Below are 20,178 nucleotides of genomic sequence, written 5' to 3'. Positions count from 1 at the left end.
TGTTAATTTTCTATAATATTTGATTCTTCAATTTCTCGAGTCTTTGGTTCGAGCATAAATTCAAGCCCTAATACTTTATATTTCGTTTCTTCACTAATTGAGTTAAAATCTTCTCCAATATGCTCACATAAAAACTTGAGTATTTCCAAACCTCGCTCTAGAACTTTTTTAGGTGTCCAATCTTCTTCATTTGCTACTAACATCGCACTCATAGAGTCATATTTATAACCTCTATTTGGATATCCCTCTCCTTTATTGCTTTGATCTACTTTATACAAAAAAGGATCATTTTGAAGTGATGAATTATCACTTTTAGATAATGCTAATAGATTACCTAAACTATTAGCTAATTTTCTACGTTCTTCAGGTTCAAAGTTTTTGAAGTGGTGCCAATTGTTTTGAATTTCATAATAATCTGTCTCTACTTCACTTACTTCCTTTCCTCTTTTTTTAGCATACGCTTCTAAACTAACTGCGGCACTTTGGGGAAAGATATGTTCAATACTATTATTCTTAACGAAGTCTCTCCAAGATATGGCAGAGCTCTCTGTTGAGGTTTTGTTTACTTTTCGTAGATATACGTCGTACTGATATAATAAATAAAACCTACCCGACCATTTATAAAAACCTTCTTTAGGCCCTATTTCAAACAATTCATAAGTTTGATTTACAAACAATTTGAACTTGTAATACCAAGATGTATAGGTATCAATAGAAGCTTTGGTTTGCTCAGGAGTTTTGCTGCAAATATATACTTGATGGGCAAGTTCATAAATTTTACTATCTCCAGTATTTCCTCTTTTACCTGATAAATTGAAAAGTTTGAAACTAAATTTTTCTAAAGCTTTAATTGCTTCAACAAATTCATTTCTGTCTTCTCTTGATAAGATGGCTAATAGCAAAGGTTTAAATGAAGCTTTAAGTCCAACATGATGAATACCTTGAATTGCATTACTTATAACTTTTTCAGATTCGTCAAAATAATGTAGATTATGTAACTTATTAAACCAAATAGCACATTTCTGAAGAGATTTGATATAAGCCTTTATATCTTCTCTACTTAAATTGCCATTATATACGTTATCCAAACTGAAGTATTCATCAAATAAAAAATTGGCATATACATTGGCTTCTTTTCTGCTATATTCATCAAAGTATGTTATCCAATGATTCTTAATAAAGTCTTCATCATCTAAAGGACGTGTTTTATTTTGACCTAAAGATTTATATATGGTTATCCAGGCAGTGTTTATTGCCTTTTCCAAGTCTTTTCTTTCAGCATCATTTAAAACTTCACCTTCTGCTGAACCATCATCTACAATATATTTATCATTTAGATATAACAATCTATTCTTTAACTTTTCTAATTGAGAAAGTGGCTTCCCTCTATTATTCATAGTTTCAAACACCACATATTCATCTAATTCTTCGGGAAGAATATATTCATTAAGTTTGAGCTGGCTTGTTACTCTATTGAAAAGTAATTGGAGGTCGTGTTCCTCGTATTGAAGATATAGAGACACCATATCTTCAAAGAATATTTTTGCTTTTAATAAGTTTTCTGTGTAGATGCTTTCTTCGCTATCATCCTCAATTTCATCTAAAGCTAAAATATGTTTTCTGAAAAATTTATCGCTAGGATTATCTTTATCATAACCAAAGATATAAGCATTTACACTTTTATTGATATATAAATATTGCATTTCCACATCACCCTCTCTAATACCTAATATTATATTTGAATCTTTGGCTCTTTTAATGATAACACTTAACAATATTAGAATTGATGTGATTCTTTGCTGTCCATCTACAATGGAATATTGTTTATAATTTGGCAACCAATCGTACTCACAAGGCTTCACCTCAACTAAAGTTAACAAACCCGTATAATGCCATTTGCCTTCTGGAATATTAATAAGATCATTCCATAAGTCTATTAACTGTCCTTTAATATTCTTGAGCGGTTCATTCTGCTCTATATTGACTTGTTTATTATTAGACCATGCATAACCTCTTTGATAAGCAGGAATCCTTAATATCCTATTTGTAAATATTTCGTGTATTGACTTAAGATCCATATCCTACCAATCTGCATTTAAATATTTCTTTAACTGTCCTGCGGTTAAGACATCATAAGGTATCATCTTTTTCTTTTGCAAAGGTGCAATGTTTTTCCCTACGCCATCGTCTAAGATAGGATCATAACCTTCAGCTAACAATTCATCTATCTTTTGTTTGAAACTTTCAATTTCTTTTAACTGCTTATAGATTTTATCTAGTTCATTTTGGTCAGATGCTGAAAGAACTGATTTATTATTAAGATCACTTTGACGATTCTCTAGAGCGCGTTCTCTTTGCTCTATATAGCGCGAACGTATACTCAACAGCTTATCTCTATTCCACTTATAGATTATAATATAACAATCAAAGCCTTGCTCTGGACCTGAGCTAAGATGCCAAATAAATGGGGTCTTCGGCAGATACATAAACAAGTTAAGATGATCTGAAAATGCTTTAAAGAAATGATTGTTCAGATAGTCATTTAACTCTCTACCTAAGACAGAATCAAAAGAAGAATACTGTGCCATCGTAAAGCCTTTTTCTATGAACTTCTGCTCAATACGATCTAGTAATATCTTTTCTCCTGCATTTGGCACTAAAGGTATAATACCATCTTCATCTTCCATTAAAATCTCACGGAGCATATCGGCTAAAAACTCCATAGCCAAATCGTTCATACGTTGTTTTGGGATAACATTACTTTCCTTAAACCAATACCATACATTGATAGGATTTATTTGATGACGAATACAAAACTCTTCCAAATCGTTATTGCTTTGGTAAAGCTGTGGAAACTCATTTTCTATGGCTTCTCGTTCTTCCGATGTAAATTCTTTTTCTGGTAAGTTCTGTATGTAGTCTCTAATATGATCTAAAGGAAAATCCTCAACTTCACTTTCTAAATAGGCTTGTTTTGCTTTTTTACTGACAGCTAAACCCCCAATACTTTCACCTTCTTTAGCTAGTACCATAGCCTTATCTGAATCTGTTAATTCATATATTTCAAAGATGTTTTCATTAATGATTGATTCATTAAGAAAAATCTGTGTATTAAGCAGATTTTCTTTATCAAAAAATTTCTTTATTCTAATCTTTAATTCAGAACTTTCATCAATTAAAAATGGTGAAGTTTTGAATGAATATTCAATTAGACTAGAACTATTAAAAAACTCTGAAATTTTTATATTCTGAAGCGTTAAGTGCTCAATTTCAAATTCCATTTTTTTACTAGGTTTAAGAAATGGAATCCTCTTTAAGTCTCCTTGATTAGTATTGACAGTAGGATTTAAACAGTTAATTATATAAAAAGATAACTTTGAATTAAGAAAACCTAAAACGTAATTTATATTTTTAAAATTCTTTTCTAAATAGATTCCTGGACCTCCAGCATCAATAATGAAATCCTCTGGCATATAGCGAAAAGATGCTCCTTTTGAACCTGCAGCACTATATGTAATCCCTTTTTTGAAATAATATTTCTCATTCCTGACTACAGCAGATGAGTAACTCTTTGTATTGTTACCATTATTTCTCCAATCAATTAGCAACCAATTATTGCCAAACCATTTTTTAAATGGACCACCTTTTGTATAATATTTCCAACCATCTGGAAAATCATTATGATTGTTTAATTCAAACCAGAAACGTAAAAAGCGGTGGTTGTTCCCTGTAGATATTCCTTTTACAACGTCAATTTCATCTGAAACAATACCCATACTAAACTTCTCCCTAAACTCATCACTAATCCAATAAATAAATGGATAAGATTTAATGATTTTGAGTTTGGATTGCTCTAATTCATAAACACGTTCGTTTTGTTTATTCTCACAATGATCACTCAGAGCTTCTAAGAAATTATCTTTCTTAAATTTCTCTTGCAGATTTGTAGTCAAATTGAAATAAAGTCCCTTTTCTTTAGATGGAGATTTACTTAACACATAAAAAGTAGCATCTAGCAAAATTCCTGGACCAAACAGATTAACTCTGTCTAAACCAAAATCAACCATAACATCAATATGTGATTTTTCAATCATAAAGGTTCTTACATCTTCAAATGTTTTAATAAACATAAATGTATGAGGGTGTATCAAAGCCAATTTTCCATCCTCTTTAGTTAGATCATAACATCGTTTAATAAACGTAGCATATAAGTTTGTGTGAAACTTATAGGGCTTCTGATAATTTTTATTGATAAACTTTTTCAATTCAGGTCCAAAATCACTACTATCCGTATAAGGAGGGTTGGCTGTTGCCACGTCATACTTTTGAGTAATTAATCGCAAGAAAGTAATGGCATCCTTTGTTTTATCTGTCAAGAAAGAATTCCCTTGTTGAGTTGCATAACGTAAAAAGGCCTTTTCTAAATTGGATAAAAATGTTGCTTTAAACTGTGCACTCTGCTTCTCTTCTTGCTCACTAAATAATTGAGCCCCACTATTTCTTAAGGCTGAAATGTGAGCGTCTACTTTTTCATTAAGCCTAACAAGACTTCCAAACTTATGTGCATTTTGCAAGTCATTCCAGATAGTTTCAATGGTTTCCATTTCCTTACTATCTCTTATGTCTTCTTTGAAAATAGGATAAACAAAATCGAAATCTGGTAAAAAGAAATCAGAAGAAACTACATTAAAGTTCAACTTACCGATACTTCTTCGTTTTTGTTTGGCCTTAATCCATAAGCCCAATTGAGCCAATTGTATGGCGCGATCGTCTAAGTCTACACCATGCAGGTTGTTTTCAATAATGAGCTTCGCAATATCATCCTCATCATAATCTGCTCCATAATTATCTATTTGATCTTCGTACAATTTATAGAAAAACTCAAAGGCATATAAAAGAAAATTTCCCGAGCCAGATGCTGGGTCTATAAGCTTAATTTCATGTAGAGGCTTTGGTTCTCTGATTCGTTTCTCGGGTGCATTGGCAATCTTAAACTGATTTTTAATATCTGAATGAGGGTACATCTCTAGGTACATTTTTCCTAAAGAATTTTCAACCAAAAACTCTACTACCCAACGTGGTGTATATACCTGTGATTGTAAACTTACTTTGTGATATTCAGTTTTTGCTTTGCTATCCTTATGTTCTTGTTTTTTAACATTGTTGTAGCTTTCATATAACCACCCCAATACATCATCACTTTGCCAAATGTCCTCCTCTACTTGGCTATCTTCTTCAACTGCATTAAATGCATCAATTATTTCGTTTAGCTCTATCACATAAGGCAATAGTGCATAAGGATAATCCTTATGAAACAAAGGAATAGATGCTCCTAATTTGTTGAACTCATATTTAAAATACTCACGCAAGCCTTCTAACTCCTCTTGGCGCATATTTGGGTTTTGTTCTAACCACATCTTGTGTCCAAAAGAGCGATCTCCATGTTCTGCTTCTTTGGTGACAATAGGTGGAAACAACTGATATGCCTCCATTACCTTAATAGCCGCCAAGCGATTGAACAAGGTAAAGCTAAGCTCGTCTAATGCCTTTTCTCTGGCCTTGACATAACTACCTGTTTCATCGGTATGGCTGTCAATTAAATTCTCTATTTTTTGCCTTTTTGAATGATATTCGGTGGGTATTTTATCAATATCAAATAACTTTTTCTCGCCAAAACCTAGACGAGAAAATTGGTTGCTAAAAGACTTATATATTAAAGAGCGTAGGTGTTCTACGTGATCACTTAGTTTCATTGAAGTTAAAAGTTTTAAGTTGAGATAAAATAAAATTAGTTAATTGTTAATTTGAGGTAATGGTAACTTCAACCTCTTCATCATTACGCATACCTGCCATAGCTTGAATTTGAGCGGACAATAAATTACGATACTCTAATACCGTCATGACATTTTTATTCACACCTAGTTTTAATTTTTTAGGTGTTTTAACCTCCGGGCTCACGGGGTCGGGCTTCTCCTTAATAAAATTGCTCTTAAGTAGAACCAACTCTGTTTTCTTATTCGGTGCTAATTCTTTGTAGTTAATAATATCTGACAAAGAATATTTAGATTTTTGACATTCGGTATGAAACTCTAATTGAACATCATCTATCAATTTAGATTGAGCGTACTCTAATAAGGCCTTAAGTTTTTTCTTATTTTGAAGGTTCAGTTCCTCTGGATAATCTTGAAGCTCTTTCTGCGCCTCCTGAACTAAGCTATAAATCTCTTTATATGCCGCCTTCATTTCTTTAGCATTAGAAGACATTAAGCCGTGATACTCATCTTTAATGGCTTGTGCTGCACTTTGTAGATCTGCGAAGTTCTTTATCACATTGGCATCCATAGCCTTATTAAACGAATTTGATGAATCTAAAATGGATTGATTATTAATTCCGGCTTTAGTTAATTCATTGTTTACCTGAGTCACAAAACGCTGATAGCCTTTAATCTTATCTAAATTGTTTTTAATAAACTTTTCAGCTTTTAGTATGTTCTTAATCGCATCTCGATACTGCGATTTTGTATTCAAAAACTCTTCTGCTTTTTCTATAAAGTTAGATTCCGTTGTTTTCGCTGTGTAATGTTGTAAGACCTCTTTTTGCGAAACAATATTTGCGAAAAGTTTATCAAAATTACTCTGTGTATTTCTAATGGTATTTAACGAACTGATGAAGTGTTCAGCCAATTGTGTAATAGCCATAGAAACCTCAAAGTCACTTACGTTCCAACTAATAGATTTGTCTGTATGTTTTTCAAAATCTAAATCTATTAAACTTTGAATAATCTCATTTTTCTGAGTTGAGGACAGAGCCTTTGAAATAGACTTAAATCTAGCCGTTTTGAATTTGGTACTTGATGAGAAAACCTCCTTTGCCGCTCTATCTTGATAAGAATAGAATTCTGTGTCATTGTACTTTATAATCAATCTTCCAGCTCTGAACAAGACAGCTAAAGCTGTGGATATGGTACCATAAGCGTAACCCCAAGGTGCTAAAGCCAACTCTTCTTCTAAACTTTTTCCATCTATATATCTGTTCCCAAGTTTAGCTGTAATTTCTTCAATGAGTTTTAGATGCTCACCAACAAAATTACCATTGGCATCAAAGAAATTGAATTCTTCACCAGAGAAATACCTATTTAAATTGGTGTTATTTGTTTCGCTTAAAATATTCTCACCAATCTTATCTGATAATTGAGTAGATAATCTTTTAGTATAATTGTTTTTAATTAATTTTCTTTGAACCTCGTTGATGGAGCTTTTAAAATCCTCTGGGGAAAGAATAGTCTCATCAAACAAGTAAATTAAAGAACCATTGGCATAAGCCTGTTCAATTAAATTGATTAAATCCTTCTCTTTCTCCTCTCTTATGAGCGTAAAGTTACCTATGATTTGGCGTTTATTGGCATCATCATCGTTTCCATACTTTTCTTCCATATAACCGTACTTCTTCACCTCCTCTAGAAGTTTATCGATTTGCTGGAATCTACTGTTTTCTGGAACTAAAGTTATTAAGTCCTTTCTATATTGTGTATCTAGCTTAAGACTTTCTATAAAATCCTGCCTGTTTTCATTTATATTAAATAAACTATAAGCGGTTAATCTTAGGTTTTTGTTTTTTGAACCTACAATTTCATCATCTAGATCAGAAAGAATATTGAAGTTATAAGCAACAGAACCATCATTTAAGACTGATACTTGTCTGAATAGGGTTGATTTCTTAAGATAAGTAATTAGCTCTCTTTTCTTAATAAACAACTCCACATCAAAATCATTCATTTCTTCTAGAAGTTTCCCTTCTAGATTAGAGGTAATTTTATAAAGATGATTAGAAACAATAAGAAGCTTAGACTCTACCAAAATTTCTAAAGCCTCTTCTACTTTAGGCTTAACTTCATAATATTTAGAAGCGTCGGCTATATAAGACTTGGTAATATTCTCCACATTAGGTGAAGCTAATTCAGACTCTCCTAAAAAATGTAAAGTTTTAAGTAATAGTTCACCATCTAAATCTATATCAGAATTTTCTATTATTTTCTTAGCAATATGGTATTTATTTGAAAGATCTGCAGGTGGAGCTGTTTGAGCTTCATCGCAAAGATCATGAGCAGTCGTAAAGCTATACAATTCTCTATTACGCATTTCTTTGCGCAATACATCAAAAGTTGTAATAATCATCCCTCTAGCTGCTATTTGGGTAGCAACCAAAGCATTAGAACTAAAAAGGAATTTCTGTAAAAGATCAAATTGATATTTATGAAAAGGGTAATAGGTTGCAAATTCCTTTGCGTTTTGAGTTTTTGTAGGAAAAGTCGATTTTAAATTGGTTATATCACTTATGGATCCTTCATTATCCTTATAATAGTTTACCAATGCTTCAAAAGCTTCCTCCTTTTTAAGCAATAGCCTGTTTTTAATGATAACATCTACCTCTGTAGACTCTAAGTGAATCTTAGTTTTAAATCTATCTGTTACTTTTGTTAAATGACTTTTATTAACATTGGCATTGTTAATCACAGAATCTAATTTTTCTTGTGCAATTGCAATCGTCCAAACCTTTCTTTCGATACTAGAAAGACTTTCGCTCAATGCTTGTAAGTCGGTAATTTTAAATTTTCCTTGACTCAAAGCTTCACTTGCCTCATCAAAAACAAAAACCAAATTCTCATCTGGGAACTTTTCAAGATATTTCTTTAACTCCTCCTTAAACCTTTCGGAATCATAGTTTTGAATAGCAAAACTATAAGTGTTTTGCATATCTTGAAACTCTTCATCAGTATAACCCATAGACAAGAACGCTCTTCTCATAGTTCTTGCTACTTCTCTATTACTCTTTTTAATTTCGCGCCATTCCTTATTAAAGTTTTCTAGAGAAAATTTTTCCAATTCATTATATCTTCCTTCTATGAATAGATCATATTCTATATATCCGTAGATATCATCTCTAAAACCTAAGCTTTTAAGGAAGTTGGCAAATAAGGTAAATGCCAAGCCATTATCTGTATTTTGTTTAGCAATATCTAAAAAAATAACCTTACTCTGGATCGCATCTAGCTTTCTGATGTCATTCTCAATTAAACTTTGGTTGGCAACTCCTTCTAATCTTGGTAAAAACCTATCTCGCGCAGAAGTTCCATTAATATCAGGGTTATCAATTAAGTAACCTAACATCTTACCAAAATAAGACTTACCCGAACCATAGAACCCCGAAAGCCATACACCCGTTTCTTTAATATTACTGGTATATTCATTAATGAATTTAGACAAATGGTGTCCTAATCCATCTGTTATAATATAGGATTCAATTTCAGATTGGATTTCATCTTGTGATTTATCTTCTAAGTCAATAACATTTTTTATATCCTCCTGAAGATCAAGTTTTAATATATCGTTGATTGTTTTCATAAATTAATCGATTACAGTGCATCTATATTTAGAAGCAGGTTTAAAGTTTAAAAATAATAGGCTGTCGTTTACCAACTTGCTAGGGTATAAAATAACCAATGGCTGTTTAAGATTCATAACAATCTTATTTTCCATTATGTTTACATTCTCGATCCCCGTTCCATATAAAGCACCAGTTCTCAATAAAACAGGAATTTTATTTAAGCTTTCAGCCTTGCTAATTTCATTTAAAATAAGATCCATCAGATCTGTGGATTCATCGTCGGAATTAAATACAATATGGGGAGTGTTTTTAAAACTATTGTAGTAATATTTAAAATCTGCCCAACCATCCATGTCAATAAAGTCGACCAAAAGCTGGGCTATATTTATAAAGTAAAATTCATCTTTATCATTAATCTCTTCAAATTTAGAAATATATAGCTTTTCCTCCTCTGGTGGATAAGTAAAGATTATGCTATTCCCTCCGTTGGCCTTTCTCTTAAGTTCATCTCGTCTTTGTAGCGAAAGGCTTGTTCTTAAGTTATCAAACTTGGCCTTATGATCTTCTAAAAATGCCATCAATTATGTTTTTATTATTAAAATTACTTTCTACTTTTAAAGAATCACCGGTATAATGCATCTTAATCCAATCTCTTTTACCCAATCTTTTAAACCTTTCTAAAATAGATTCCTTTGAAATAAACATCCATGATGCAAATTCATGTTCTAAAAAGTTTGAATTTTGTTGACCTAAAAGAGTATAAAGATGTATTAAACAAGCTATCAACTCATCAGATATAGTGACAAAACAGAAAGATTTCTTTCTACTCCCTTCCAATAAATTCATTTTCTTTAATAAGGTTAAATATTTAGAAGCAATAGTTTTTACTGTTTCCTCAGACCATTGGGATTTCAGCTCAGGCTTCGTACTGATAAAATCTTTAAGAAAGGCTTGAACATCAGCGGCAGGTAATTCAGCTCTACCCATATAGTAGTACTTAAAAAAAACATGCTTATTAACCTCCTTGAAGAGCCTATTATTAATGCTGAATAACCAAAAAAGAAAAATAATTTTTGAATCTTGATTAATTTCATCAGACTCCATTACTCTACTTGTAAAATCATTAATTTCCCTTTCTTCATGCACAAAAGCAGAAGACAAGGCATTCATAAATCTTTTTCTTGACTTCTCTGTTCTTAAGTTGAATTCATTCTCTTTTACTAATATTTTATAAAGCTCATCTGCATCCCTATTAAGGATTGGTAAAGCTTTAATAATCAAATGATAATCTGGAATACTACCTACTATATTTATGTCTGAGTTGTACTTCACTAATGTTTTATTTATGTCTTTGCTGAAAAACAAATTCCTCTTCAAATCAAACTTTTAAGAGGAATCATTATATTAAGTTAGCTTATTCCCAAATATAATTAAAAGAACGAAGGAGTACAATTATATCAATTGAAAAACTATAATTCATTTAAATCAAATATTTTAAATTTTATTTTGGATATCCATTGAATCTAATTAAAAGATAGGACTTCAACCCACCAAAGTTAAACTTCTGAAAAATCAATAAAAAGTCCAAAGTTGTCCAATTTACTAAGTATGGTCGAGCAATTAATGATGCCCCTTTGCATGCTTAGCATGAGAATCTTATATAACTAAAGCATAATAAAAATAGTTATATCGATTGGATTCGGTGATGAATTATAGCATAAAATCGGCAACTTGAGATACAAATTTCACTCCCATTTAAGTATAAAAATTGAGCAGATCAGCCTCACTTCCATCTCCAAAAAGAGCAAAAACACCCACTAAATGTTGTAGAAATATCACATAATCGCTCAATTTTGAAACTTTATGAGCTCAAAATTCTCTTCAAAAAATTGCTTTCTGAAGAAATTGATGAGATTTTGAAAAGATGCAGACGAAAAAATATTTCATCCGTATGATGAATTCTGTTTATGCGCATGATGTAACAAGTTTATGCGCATAAATTCCAAAAAAGATCCGCATCTTTTGGCGCAAAGATGCGGTTGAAATCAACAAAAAAAATAGCCTGAAATCTCTTTCAGGCTATTGTATCTAATTTAAAAGGTTAAACTTATAACTCAATCTACGGCGTTTGAGCTCCTTGAATACTAAAATTCATCGTTTTCAAACGCTTCTTGATCTTAGAACTCGGGCGGTAATTCAAGACTACATTCTTGATGTTAGTTAAATTCACCTCCTCTGGCGTGTCACTTCCGTGGGACCTTACTCCCACTTGGAAGTTCCCCAAATCTCCTAACTCTACCACGCGCCCCTGCCCTAACTCGTCGAGCATATTGTGCACAAAGGCATTCAACACCGCCAAACAGTCTGGTTCGCGCACTGTGGATTGGTTAGAAATCAGGTAAGCTAGACGTTCTAGATTACAGTTGCCAGTCTTTACGGCTTTTACATAGAAGCGCTCTGGCTGCGTTAAATCCCTAGGATCTTTTCTAGGAAGAACTTTAAGTTTAATTTCCATTGTATGAAAAAATTTAATTTAATAAAAACCTCTTAAACCTGTGAGCTGATAAACTTTATCGATTGCATCGGGCAAGGTTGAAATCCCGGAAAATCATATCTCTTGTTGTTTATTTTATCTACTTCATAAGCATCTCATTTAAAATCTTAAGGCTAAATTAGGTAGACAATCAGCTGTAAACCAGGCAGAAATGCGGAGTTTACTCATCAATTTCGTCGAAAGCACTCGTGAATTTCAGCATTTTACTCAGCGTTTTTCCTAGTTGCTCATTTTCAGCACATTATAAAACACAAAAAAAAGCTTAGATTTCAATTGAAAACTAAGCTTTTGTACTAAATGCTGGCTTTAAGTTGAATTAACTCAATCCATAGCTTTTATATAATAATTCAACCATCGCACAACGTTCTTCTGTATGAGATTTAGAATAAGTATCGGTATGATTTTCCAGCTGAACTACATATTCCTGTGCATTAAACCAGTTTCTAAATTCTGTATCTCTAGCATAAATAAACGAGTCTTTCTCATGCATCTTTCTATATAGAAAACATATCGCGGGTCTTGATGCATATTTTTTAGCTACATCATCAAATAATTTATATGCTTTATAAGAGGCAAATATCTTTCTTGGATAATTCTTTTCTTTTTCTTCATAGACTTTAAAAAGATCCATACACTCCACCGCATAGCAAAAGTCTCTGAGGAGATCGTTTATAATTCGATCCACTTTTTTGAGGTCTAGGTAATAGAAGGAATCTCTTAGCATTTGTAAAAAATATCTAAAGGCGAACTTCTTTAGCTTTTTTTGAACTTTTCGTGGAAGTAGTTTATTATTTAAAAAATACTGTACATGAAATAAAGCATTCTCCATATGTAATATGCCAAATTCATCTAAGCTAAAATGCTGAATGAGCTCCTGGGTTACTTCATAAATCAATTTAATTTGATAATCATTTAAGTTTTCACTGATATTAAGAATTGTTTTCTCAGGAAGATTGATAGGATTATTTTTAATGTATTCTTCAAAACTGGGAAGATCCATCTTCGACCGGTCGAAGCTTATACCACGATCGATACTATGAAAGACGGGTTTAACTTGGCTTATAAACTGAAGAAACTTTTCCTTTTCCTCTCCGTCATAATTGGCCAACTGATACTCACAAAATGAAGTCAAAGGAGCATCCGCAGCCGAATTTGCTGTAAGCGAAGTTAGTTTCCCATCTAAAAACGCATGGTGAAGTACCTCTTGGATAGATTTAGCATTTTTGAAATACTTTAGTTCAAACAAAGAATTCTTCTTAACATAGTCTTCCAACATTGCCAAGGAAATCTTTTGCAGAGCCTCAGCTAAAGCTTGAACACCTACAGTTAACTGTTCTTTTTGACCTTCGGAAAATAATTCCTTTTTAATTTCAATACTCATGATGAATATATTTAAAAATTATTTATTAACCAATAAATACAAAGATTCATTGTCAAGTGTAAAATTAGGAATTTTAGGCGAGATTGGTAATTGAAATATCAACATGTTTTGAACATACCTTCATGTTAATAAGTAAATAATCAGTCGGTTAACAAGGATTAAAGGATAGAAATAAGCGCTCAAACAAAAAACTAAACAGTCTTAGCTTTCATAATTCGTAGGATTTTGTTTGTAATATTCTTTTTAATTAATAATCTGAGAATTAACAGAAGAGTCATCCCGTGCCTGCCCAAGGTTTGATGCTTTATTATTAAAGTAAGACGTGTGTCATGCTGAACTTGATTCAGCATCTAGCGCAATACTGGTTATATCTTATAAAGACTCTGAATCGAGTTCAGAGTGACGCTTCGGGGTTTAATTTAACGAAATGCTACGATGCGTGTCATTCCGGGCTTGACCCGGAATCTAGTATGCTTAATCGAAGAATAGATTTCTTTTTAACTTTTGATTTTAGAGCAACACATCTGCTCCACTTTTAAGGGGAGCTGTCTGTAGGACTGAGGGGTTCTAGTTATTATAGTTTAGGGAGTAGGTATATGGTGTAGAGTTGAAGGCTTCCTGTCACATGGAGGAGAATTTTTCCTTAGAGAAAAATGTATCGAAATGTCGACAGAAAAGGAACTTGACGTCCTTCGTGCTTCTCTTGTCTAAGTTTTCGATACATTTTTGTTTCACAAAAACACTCAAACTAACAAGAGGATTTACGTCAATTAAACTCTAAACCACTTGAGCAAGAGATTCCGCATCAAGTGCGGAATGACGCTTCAAGGATTAGCTTAGGGTGTAGGGTTTAGAGTTCAAGGTTTATTGTTCATTTTTCTCAGTTTACAGTTCACAGTTCTGCAGCAAGCAAAATCACTCAGCCTGACAAGAGGATTCACGTCAATTAAACTTTAAACCAATTAAACTACTTTTAAGCAACCTTTGCCCTACTTCAATAAGACTCTGAATCAAGTTCAGAGTGACACTTCGGGTTTACACTCCAGGATGAACTTAAACCACCTTTAAACAATTTTAAACAACCCTTTAAACCACATGAACAAAAGATTCCGCATCAAGTGCGGAATGACGCTCCGAAGTTTTATTGTTAAAGAAAGACGTATGTCATGCTGAACTTGATTCAGCATCTACTATGTTTTCTGTCACATGGAAGAGAATTTTTCCTTAGAGAAATTTGTATCGAAATGTCGACAGAAAGAGAGCTTGACATCCTTCGTGTTTCTCGTGTCTAAGTTTTCGATACAATTTTGCTGCACAAAATCACTCAAACTGACAAGAGGATGCTCTAGTCGAAAGTTTAAAGTAGAATGTAGAAAGAGGAAATAGTAGAGAGTGTAGAGTTCAGAACTTTATTTTTCACGGCTCACTCTACAACTAAATTCTAATAATTCAACAATTCACCTATCAGTTTTATCTCAGAGCATAGCCCCGTAGAGGCGAAATATTAATAGCATACGCAAATAGATAAAGTAATAAAGCTCCGTAGGAGCGACATTAGCAGTTAGTTTCTAGTGCCGCTCCTACGGAGCTCTTTAATCCTTCGTGGGTTTATTATATCAAATAATTATATGGTAAAAAAACGAAATACATGAGTTTTCTCTATCAGTTAAATACCAAACTATGAAGATGTGATGAAACTCAAAAAATAGCATTGAATTCACTTGCACCATAAAACTTGCACCATAAGATATGTTAACAAAATATGCTTTATCTTATCTTTATTAACACTACATAATCAGATATAATTTTAACTTTTTCAGTTAATGTTTTATTTGCTATCAATTGATCACTTGGTAAAGACACTTTATAATCTAAAACATCAACTAAATTCTTTAAGTAATTAGACTTAATCGAATATGATACATTATTCGCAACATCTGGACGTAGAATTGCCGAGTTGATACCAATTATATTACCATCGTAGTCAAAAAGAGGACCACCACTATTGCCGGGTTGAATAGGTGTTGTCGTTTGATAGGTTGTAATATTTCCCTGATAACCTGTTCTTGAACTTATTTTACCATCAGTAAATTTAATTTCCGTACCCATTACAGTTAACGCCATTGGATACCCTAAAGCAAAAACGTTTGAACCAACTTCAGAAATATCTGTCTTGAAATTATAAGGTAATTTATTAAACGGAATAAAACTTTCATCTGAAATTTTTATAATAGCTAAATCGTTCTGTTGATCTGTTTGAATAACTTTTGCACTATAATTCTTTTTCACCCCATTTTTAACAAATTCAATTTCTATATCCTGAGCATCTTCTACAACATGATAGTTTGTTGCTAAATAACCATTTTTATCTATAAAAAATCCTGTACCATTTCCTTTCCAAGCATTTTCTTTTTTGGAATTATTTGGTGATTTATTTGCCAATTCTTCATTTGTTACAAATTCTTTTATTTTAATATTCTCCAAAACATATTCTCCTTTACCGCCTACATACATACCAAAATTATTACCTCTTAATCTTTCTGATTCATAACGACTTACTATTTGGCCATTAATTGAAAAGAGAAATACATCATTAATTTTTATAACCTTCAATAAATTTCTCTCATTGCCCTTATTAATATATTCGGAAGAAGTCCATCCAGTGTTATCAAATGTAATTCCTTCAAATTTATGACCAATCCTATAAAATCCATTCCCAGAAATTACAAAAATATGGTAATTGTCCCAGTCTTTGAACCCAAAAAGCAAACCATAACCATTGATATCTTTCCCATTTTGTTTTTGTACAATAGATTCAATAGAATAATCAGAATTTTGATCTAGAGGTATATATTTCAATCTAAAAGCAGAATTTTCAGAAGTATGAGAAATCTCCAGTTGATTATTTTCAGTAACTTTTGATTTACTATCGTTATACTCTATTTCCCAATCGGATTTATTTCTATAAAAATTTTCTTCGTAGACAATTGCACCAATACCATCTTCATCATATTCAATATACTTATTTTCTAACAATTCACCTTTTTCATAAAAAGCAATTATTTTTAATTTACCTGTTTTGTACCATTGTTTATATTCACCCTCCAAAACGCCATAATTATAATTTATTTCCGATGCAATTTGACCGTTATCATAATACAAAGTAATCGTTCCGTTAGGATAATTATTCATATAACTCCTCCTTTGCTCAACCTTTCCATTTTTATGATACAAAGTTGCTTCACCCTCGTAAAAATTCTTTCCTTCATCATCATAATCAAGATAAACAGCTGTAAACTCTGCTTGAAGTTGACCTGAAATGTAGTAATCTCTAACGATACCATCTGGTGTATTTGGTGATTTATATGTTATTAAGCGATAGTAAGAGGCATCTTTCCGTTTACAGCGTTTCCAGTTCTCATCAAAATATTCGGTCACTCTTATACCTAATTTAGGTTGATAATTACTCTTACTTTGACTTATTCTTTTGACGGGATATCCTTGTTGGAAATAAGTTATTGTTCCGTCATAATCTGTAAATTTACCTGTGTAGTATTTACCTCTGACAAAAAAACCTTCAAAACTTGAACCATTAGGGTTATATAGCGAACCATTTCCGTGTCTACGATAATTTATAAAATCTCCAACATATTTATAACCGTCTTCAGTATGCATAATACCTTTCCCAGTCAATTGCCCATTAACAAATATTCCTTGTTTAACACTTCCATCTTTATGAGTAAACTTTCCATTACCTTCTCTAATACCGTTCTTAATTTCACCCTCATAAGTCGACTCATAAGCTCCGTACTTATACTTTGTTAATTTTCCATAGCCATTTGCTTTTCCATCTACACATTTTCCTTCCCATTTCATTGTAACACCATCACTGTAATATGGGTCGAGAGTTTTACATCCTTCATTGTTTACTTTTACCCATTCATCTTTTAGCGTCTGCCCATTTATAGTAGATATAAACAGAAATGATAGTAGTATTATCCTTAACGTTTTTATATTCATAATATCAATCTTCTAATTATTTAATAGAACCCATTAATATTAGTTCATTCAATTTTTTAGTATCATTTTCATTCTAAAACTCGCTTTTATTCGCATTACCACATCATTTATATGTATGCGCTATGATTTGCTCAGTACGTCCCTTTCCAAATTAAAATTGGCTATGGGGAATTCGCTCTCGGTAGCTATTGGTAATTCAAGTGAGGATATACCAAACTTAGCTTATAATCTGTATTTTACACAGTCTTTTATTCGATTGAGTTTAATGCGCTTCCTATTTCAATAGCAATTAATTGCATGAAAAATTCGATTTCGCTTCATTGCAAGAACAGCAGCATCAATCAATATTTTCAAGATTATCATAAGATTCAATAGATTCCTTTCTATACACTCCTAATCTCTTTTATCTTTGTCAAATTGGTCTTAATCCATTTTGTTGTAATAAACATAACCTATTCTACTTTTTATTTATTGTACCGCAAACATTACAAGTTTGTTTTAATAATCTATATTATTTCAAATTTATCATAGATTACATTGTTATACCCTGCATGAATTAAGACATTTTGACATTTAGTATTATAAATTTTTCTACACGGCTCTAATCATAAATAAAATTTATTAATTGGTATATTCATTTTTTCCGATTTTCACAGCTTTTGCGTTATATCCGAATAAACGTCCAAGGAAGTTTATTCCCATTTAAGTCAATAAATTTAACAATTAAAACTATTTCGAACAAGAACTTTTGATATTTAGTTAATTCATGCAGAAGTCTTGTTAAAATATCAAATTAGCTTTTTAGCTATGTATCTAAACTTAAATGCACCAACAAGAATCCTAGCGTGAATCTACAATTCAATCTTTCGTTGTTATAAAGCAACAAGGCGGATAAAAGATTAAATTTACATACAATCAAAAAACAGCTTTTAGAACTATTAAAATTATAGAGCTAAGAAATGTGCTTTTCTAAACTCACAAATAATCCAGCATTTAACTACAATTCCTCATTTTAAACCAAGCAAAAACAGGATTTAAGTATTATAGACATCTTGTAAAACAACTTACTTTTGAACCTTTTTCAAACCTGAAAACCTCTTGCTAAAAGATCATTTCGAAGAAAATCTTGTGGTTTTGAAAAAATCCAGTTGAATTAATTTTTTATTACGGATTAAAATCAGATAAAAAGAACTTCATCTTTTTATGAAAAGATGCGGTTGAAATTAAATAATAAAATATACTAAATTCATGTTTAAGCTGATCTTTAAAAATCAGAACTCTTCGCTTAGCCCATTCTTCGTACTCTTTAGCTTCTTTAGGTTTCATAAATTAATCACCTAGGTTTGAATTCTGTGGCCTTATTAGGCACAAGGATTAGCTTGAAATAAATGGGGCAATAAATAAGCAATTTCTTTACGGATTATCCGCAAGCTATGTTTTTTTTTGATTTTTATTATTTTGCTTAAAGCCAATCGAGGAGATACAACTTCTAATTATAAAATAGTGAAGGTAAGTCAAAAGATTTAGCGACTTCGTAAATTTACCTATAACTTAGTTTCTAACAACTACTTACCCTATTTTTTTATACAGGGAAGCCAAATGAATTTTAAACGTTTTCTTTCCGATTCTGTATTGACATATGCTTTCTGGTTAAGTATTCTTCGAGTTCAAATCGACCGTAAGAAATCTGCATAGTTTTAATAGAACAAGTATTCAGATATTTGGTCAACTCCAAATCTTCTTTATCGCTAAAATATCTTTCCCCTCCATTAATCGTTTGCAATTTAAAACCTATAATAGTTTCGCATAAATTTCTTCGAACAGCAGCAACTATGTTTTTTTCAGAATGGGTTGCATTTCTTTTACTAACACCTGAGCTTTCTCCGATGTAGATATGTCCATCGATTTTATGCTCAATCCTATAAATTCCAGCTCCACTATTTATTTGCATTGAAGTCCAGCCGAAATGCTTTATTTTAGCAAACTCCTTTTCACATTACTCGATTATTTGCAAATAATTTTCTTGAACTTCTTTCCACAACTTTTCATTAATTTCTGACTTGAATAAAATTCTTTTACTTTTTTGGAAATTATTCAGATTTGTTGGGAAATTCATTATCTTAAACTCCTATAATTCTTTTCGACCTATTAAATTCTTTATTGGTCGAAATTGAAAAACTTCTAATTTCAATCTTTATGTCAATTCGTTTGATTTATTATAATTTTTAAAAAATATAGAGATTTTTCTCTTAAGTGTTGTCTTATTCTTTTGGATGGATTATTGCTTTCTCCTGTATGACTCCAATTTTCATTTTTGTTCCTTATTAGGTAATTTCCATAACAATTTTCACCATAAGTACTGAAATTATTGGCTTTAACTTTAATAAACCTGCTGATAAAATCATATCAGAATTATCTTGACAATATTTCCAATTAATGTTCATCATTTTTTATATGCAATTTTGCTTACCGTTTAATGATTATCTCGCTTATCTAGTAGGGGTAAAATATGAACATCCTGTTATTTCATCTCCTGTACAATTATCACAAAACCAGAATGAATTGTCAATAACTTCTGTGTACATTTCTCATTCGTTTTAACAGGAATTTGAAACTGTAGTATTATAAAAAACCAAAAACACATTGCTCTTACAATAGCATCTCTATTTCGAACTGTAAAAGTCGCTTTATTGCCTTATATTAATAGTTAATAGAATGTTATTATAAAGATCTTATTATTCATAATTCCAACTAGCTTTTCTAATTACTTCAATTTGAAATTGCTTATTTATGGTTACATATAATAATTTCATTGTATGAACTATGTCCAAAACAACT

General features: G+C 31.6%; 10 protein-coding genes and 1 pseudogene. All 11 read right to left on the bottom strand.

All coding sequences use genetic code 11. The features are described from left to right. Positions 1–2: 2 nt before the first annotated feature. The 11 genes and pseudogenes from NLM59_RS07350 to NLM59_RS11870 all read right to left on the bottom strand — a co-directional run bounded on the left by NLM59_RS07350 (position 3) and on the right by NLM59_RS11870 (position 19,725). The gene (locus NLM59_RS07350; RefSeq protein WP_304417115.1) at positions 3–2,078 is read right to left on the bottom strand and encodes a DUF262 domain-containing protein; all 2,076 of its coding nucleotides are present in this window, start codon (positions 2,076–2,078) and stop codon (positions 3–5) included. Between the two features lie 3 nt (positions 2,079–2,081). Then, positions 2,082–5,753 carry a BREX-1 system adenine-specific DNA-methyltransferase PglX gene (gene pglX / locus NLM59_RS07345; RefSeq protein ID WP_304417114.1) on the bottom strand — a complete coding sequence of 1,224 codons (3,672 nt, stop codon included), beginning with the start codon at positions 5,751–5,753 and terminating at the stop codon, positions 2,082–2,084. Positions 5,754–5,799: 46 nt separating this feature from the next. Next, complete coding sequence (brxC, locus tag NLM59_RS07340; RefSeq protein WP_304417113.1) at positions 5,800–9,402, bottom strand: BREX system P-loop protein BrxC; 3,603 nt, start codon at positions 9,400–9,402, stop codon at positions 5,800–5,802. Positions 9,403–9,405: 3 nt separating this feature from the next. Next, positions 9,406–9,963 carry a hypothetical protein gene (locus NLM59_RS07335; RefSeq protein WP_304417112.1) on the bottom strand — a complete coding sequence of 186 codons (558 nt, stop codon included), beginning with the start codon at positions 9,961–9,963 and terminating at the stop codon, positions 9,406–9,408. After that, entirely contained in the window at positions 9,941–10,762 is an 822-nt protein-coding gene (locus NLM59_RS07330; RefSeq protein ID WP_304417111.1) for a BrxA family protein, read from the bottom strand. The genes NLM59_RS07335 and NLM59_RS07330 overlap by 23 nt, the downstream gene beginning before the upstream one ends. 742 nt (positions 10,763–11,504) lie before the next feature. Then, positions 11,505–11,900, bottom strand: a complete 396-nt coding sequence (locus tag NLM59_RS07325) for an HU family DNA-binding protein (RefSeq protein WP_304417110.1) — start codon at positions 11,898–11,900, stop codon at positions 11,505–11,507. A 355-nt stretch (positions 11,901–12,255) separates the two neighbouring features. Next, entirely contained in the window at positions 12,256–13,320 is a 1,065-nt protein-coding gene (locus tag NLM59_RS07320; protein WP_304417109.1) for a hypothetical protein, read from the bottom strand. 1,767 nt (positions 13,321–15,087) lie between these two features. Then, entirely contained in the window at positions 15,088–16,512 is a 1,425-nt protein-coding gene (locus NLM59_RS11940) for a trypsin-like peptidase domain-containing protein (protein ID WP_407986229.1), read from the bottom strand. A gap of 399 nt (positions 16,513–16,911) precedes the next feature. Further along, positions 16,912–17,196: pseudogene (locus tag NLM59_RS11935) on the bottom strand (hypothetical protein); the annotation flags it as partial. Positions 17,197–18,946: 1,750 nt separating this feature from the next. Continuing rightward, positions 18,947–19,291: a GIY-YIG nuclease family protein gene (locus NLM59_RS07310; RefSeq protein WP_304417107.1), complete on the bottom strand. Its 345-nt coding sequence runs from the start codon at positions 19,289–19,291 to the stop codon at positions 18,947–18,949. 248 nt (positions 19,292–19,539) lie between these two features. Continuing rightward, the gene (locus tag NLM59_RS11870) at positions 19,540–19,725 is read right to left on the bottom strand and encodes a GIY-YIG nuclease family protein (RefSeq protein WP_369426781.1); all 186 of its coding nucleotides are present in this window, start codon (positions 19,723–19,725) and stop codon (positions 19,540–19,542) included. Positions 19,726–20,178 lie beyond the last annotated feature (453 nt).

The sequence above is a fragment of the Profundicola chukchiensis genome (genome assembly GCF_029664245.1).
Taxonomy (GTDB): domain Bacteria; phylum Bacteroidota; class Bacteroidia; order Flavobacteriales; family Weeksellaceae; genus Profundicola; species Profundicola chukchiensis.
The sequence above is the reverse complement of the archived record's forward strand: the minus strand, read 5'-3'. Positions and strand labels throughout refer to the sequence as shown.

Excerpts from the sequence above, each read along its gene's own strand:
- NLM59_RS07350 (WP_304417115.1), bottom strand. The coding sequence starts at position 2,078 with ATGGATCTTAAGTCAATACACGAAATATTTACAAATAGGATATTAAGG.
- pglX (WP_304417114.1), bottom strand. The coding sequence starts at position 5,753 with ATGAAACTAAGTGATCACGTAGAACACCTACGCTCTTTAATATATAAG.
- brxC (WP_304417113.1), bottom strand. The coding sequence starts at position 9,402 with ATGAAAACAATCAACGATATATTAAAACTTGATCTTCAGGAGGATATA.
- NLM59_RS07335 (WP_304417112.1), bottom strand. The coding sequence starts at position 9,963 with ATGGCATTTTTAGAAGATCATAAGGCCAAGTTTGATAACTTAAGAACA.
- NLM59_RS07325 (WP_304417110.1), bottom strand. The coding sequence starts at position 11,900 with ATGGAAATTAAACTTAAAGTTCTTCCTAGAAAAGATCCTAGGGATTTA.
- NLM59_RS07320 (WP_304417109.1), bottom strand. The coding sequence starts at position 13,320 with ATGAGTATTGAAATTAAAAAGGAATTATTTTCCGAAGGTCAAAAAGAA.
- NLM59_RS11940 (WP_407986229.1), bottom strand. The coding sequence starts at position 16,512 with ATGAATAATTATCCTAACGGAACGATTACTTTGTATTATGATAACGGT.
- NLM59_RS07310 (WP_304417107.1), bottom strand. The coding sequence starts at position 19,291 with ATGCAAATAAATAGTGGAGCTGGAATTTATAGGATTGAGCATAAAATC.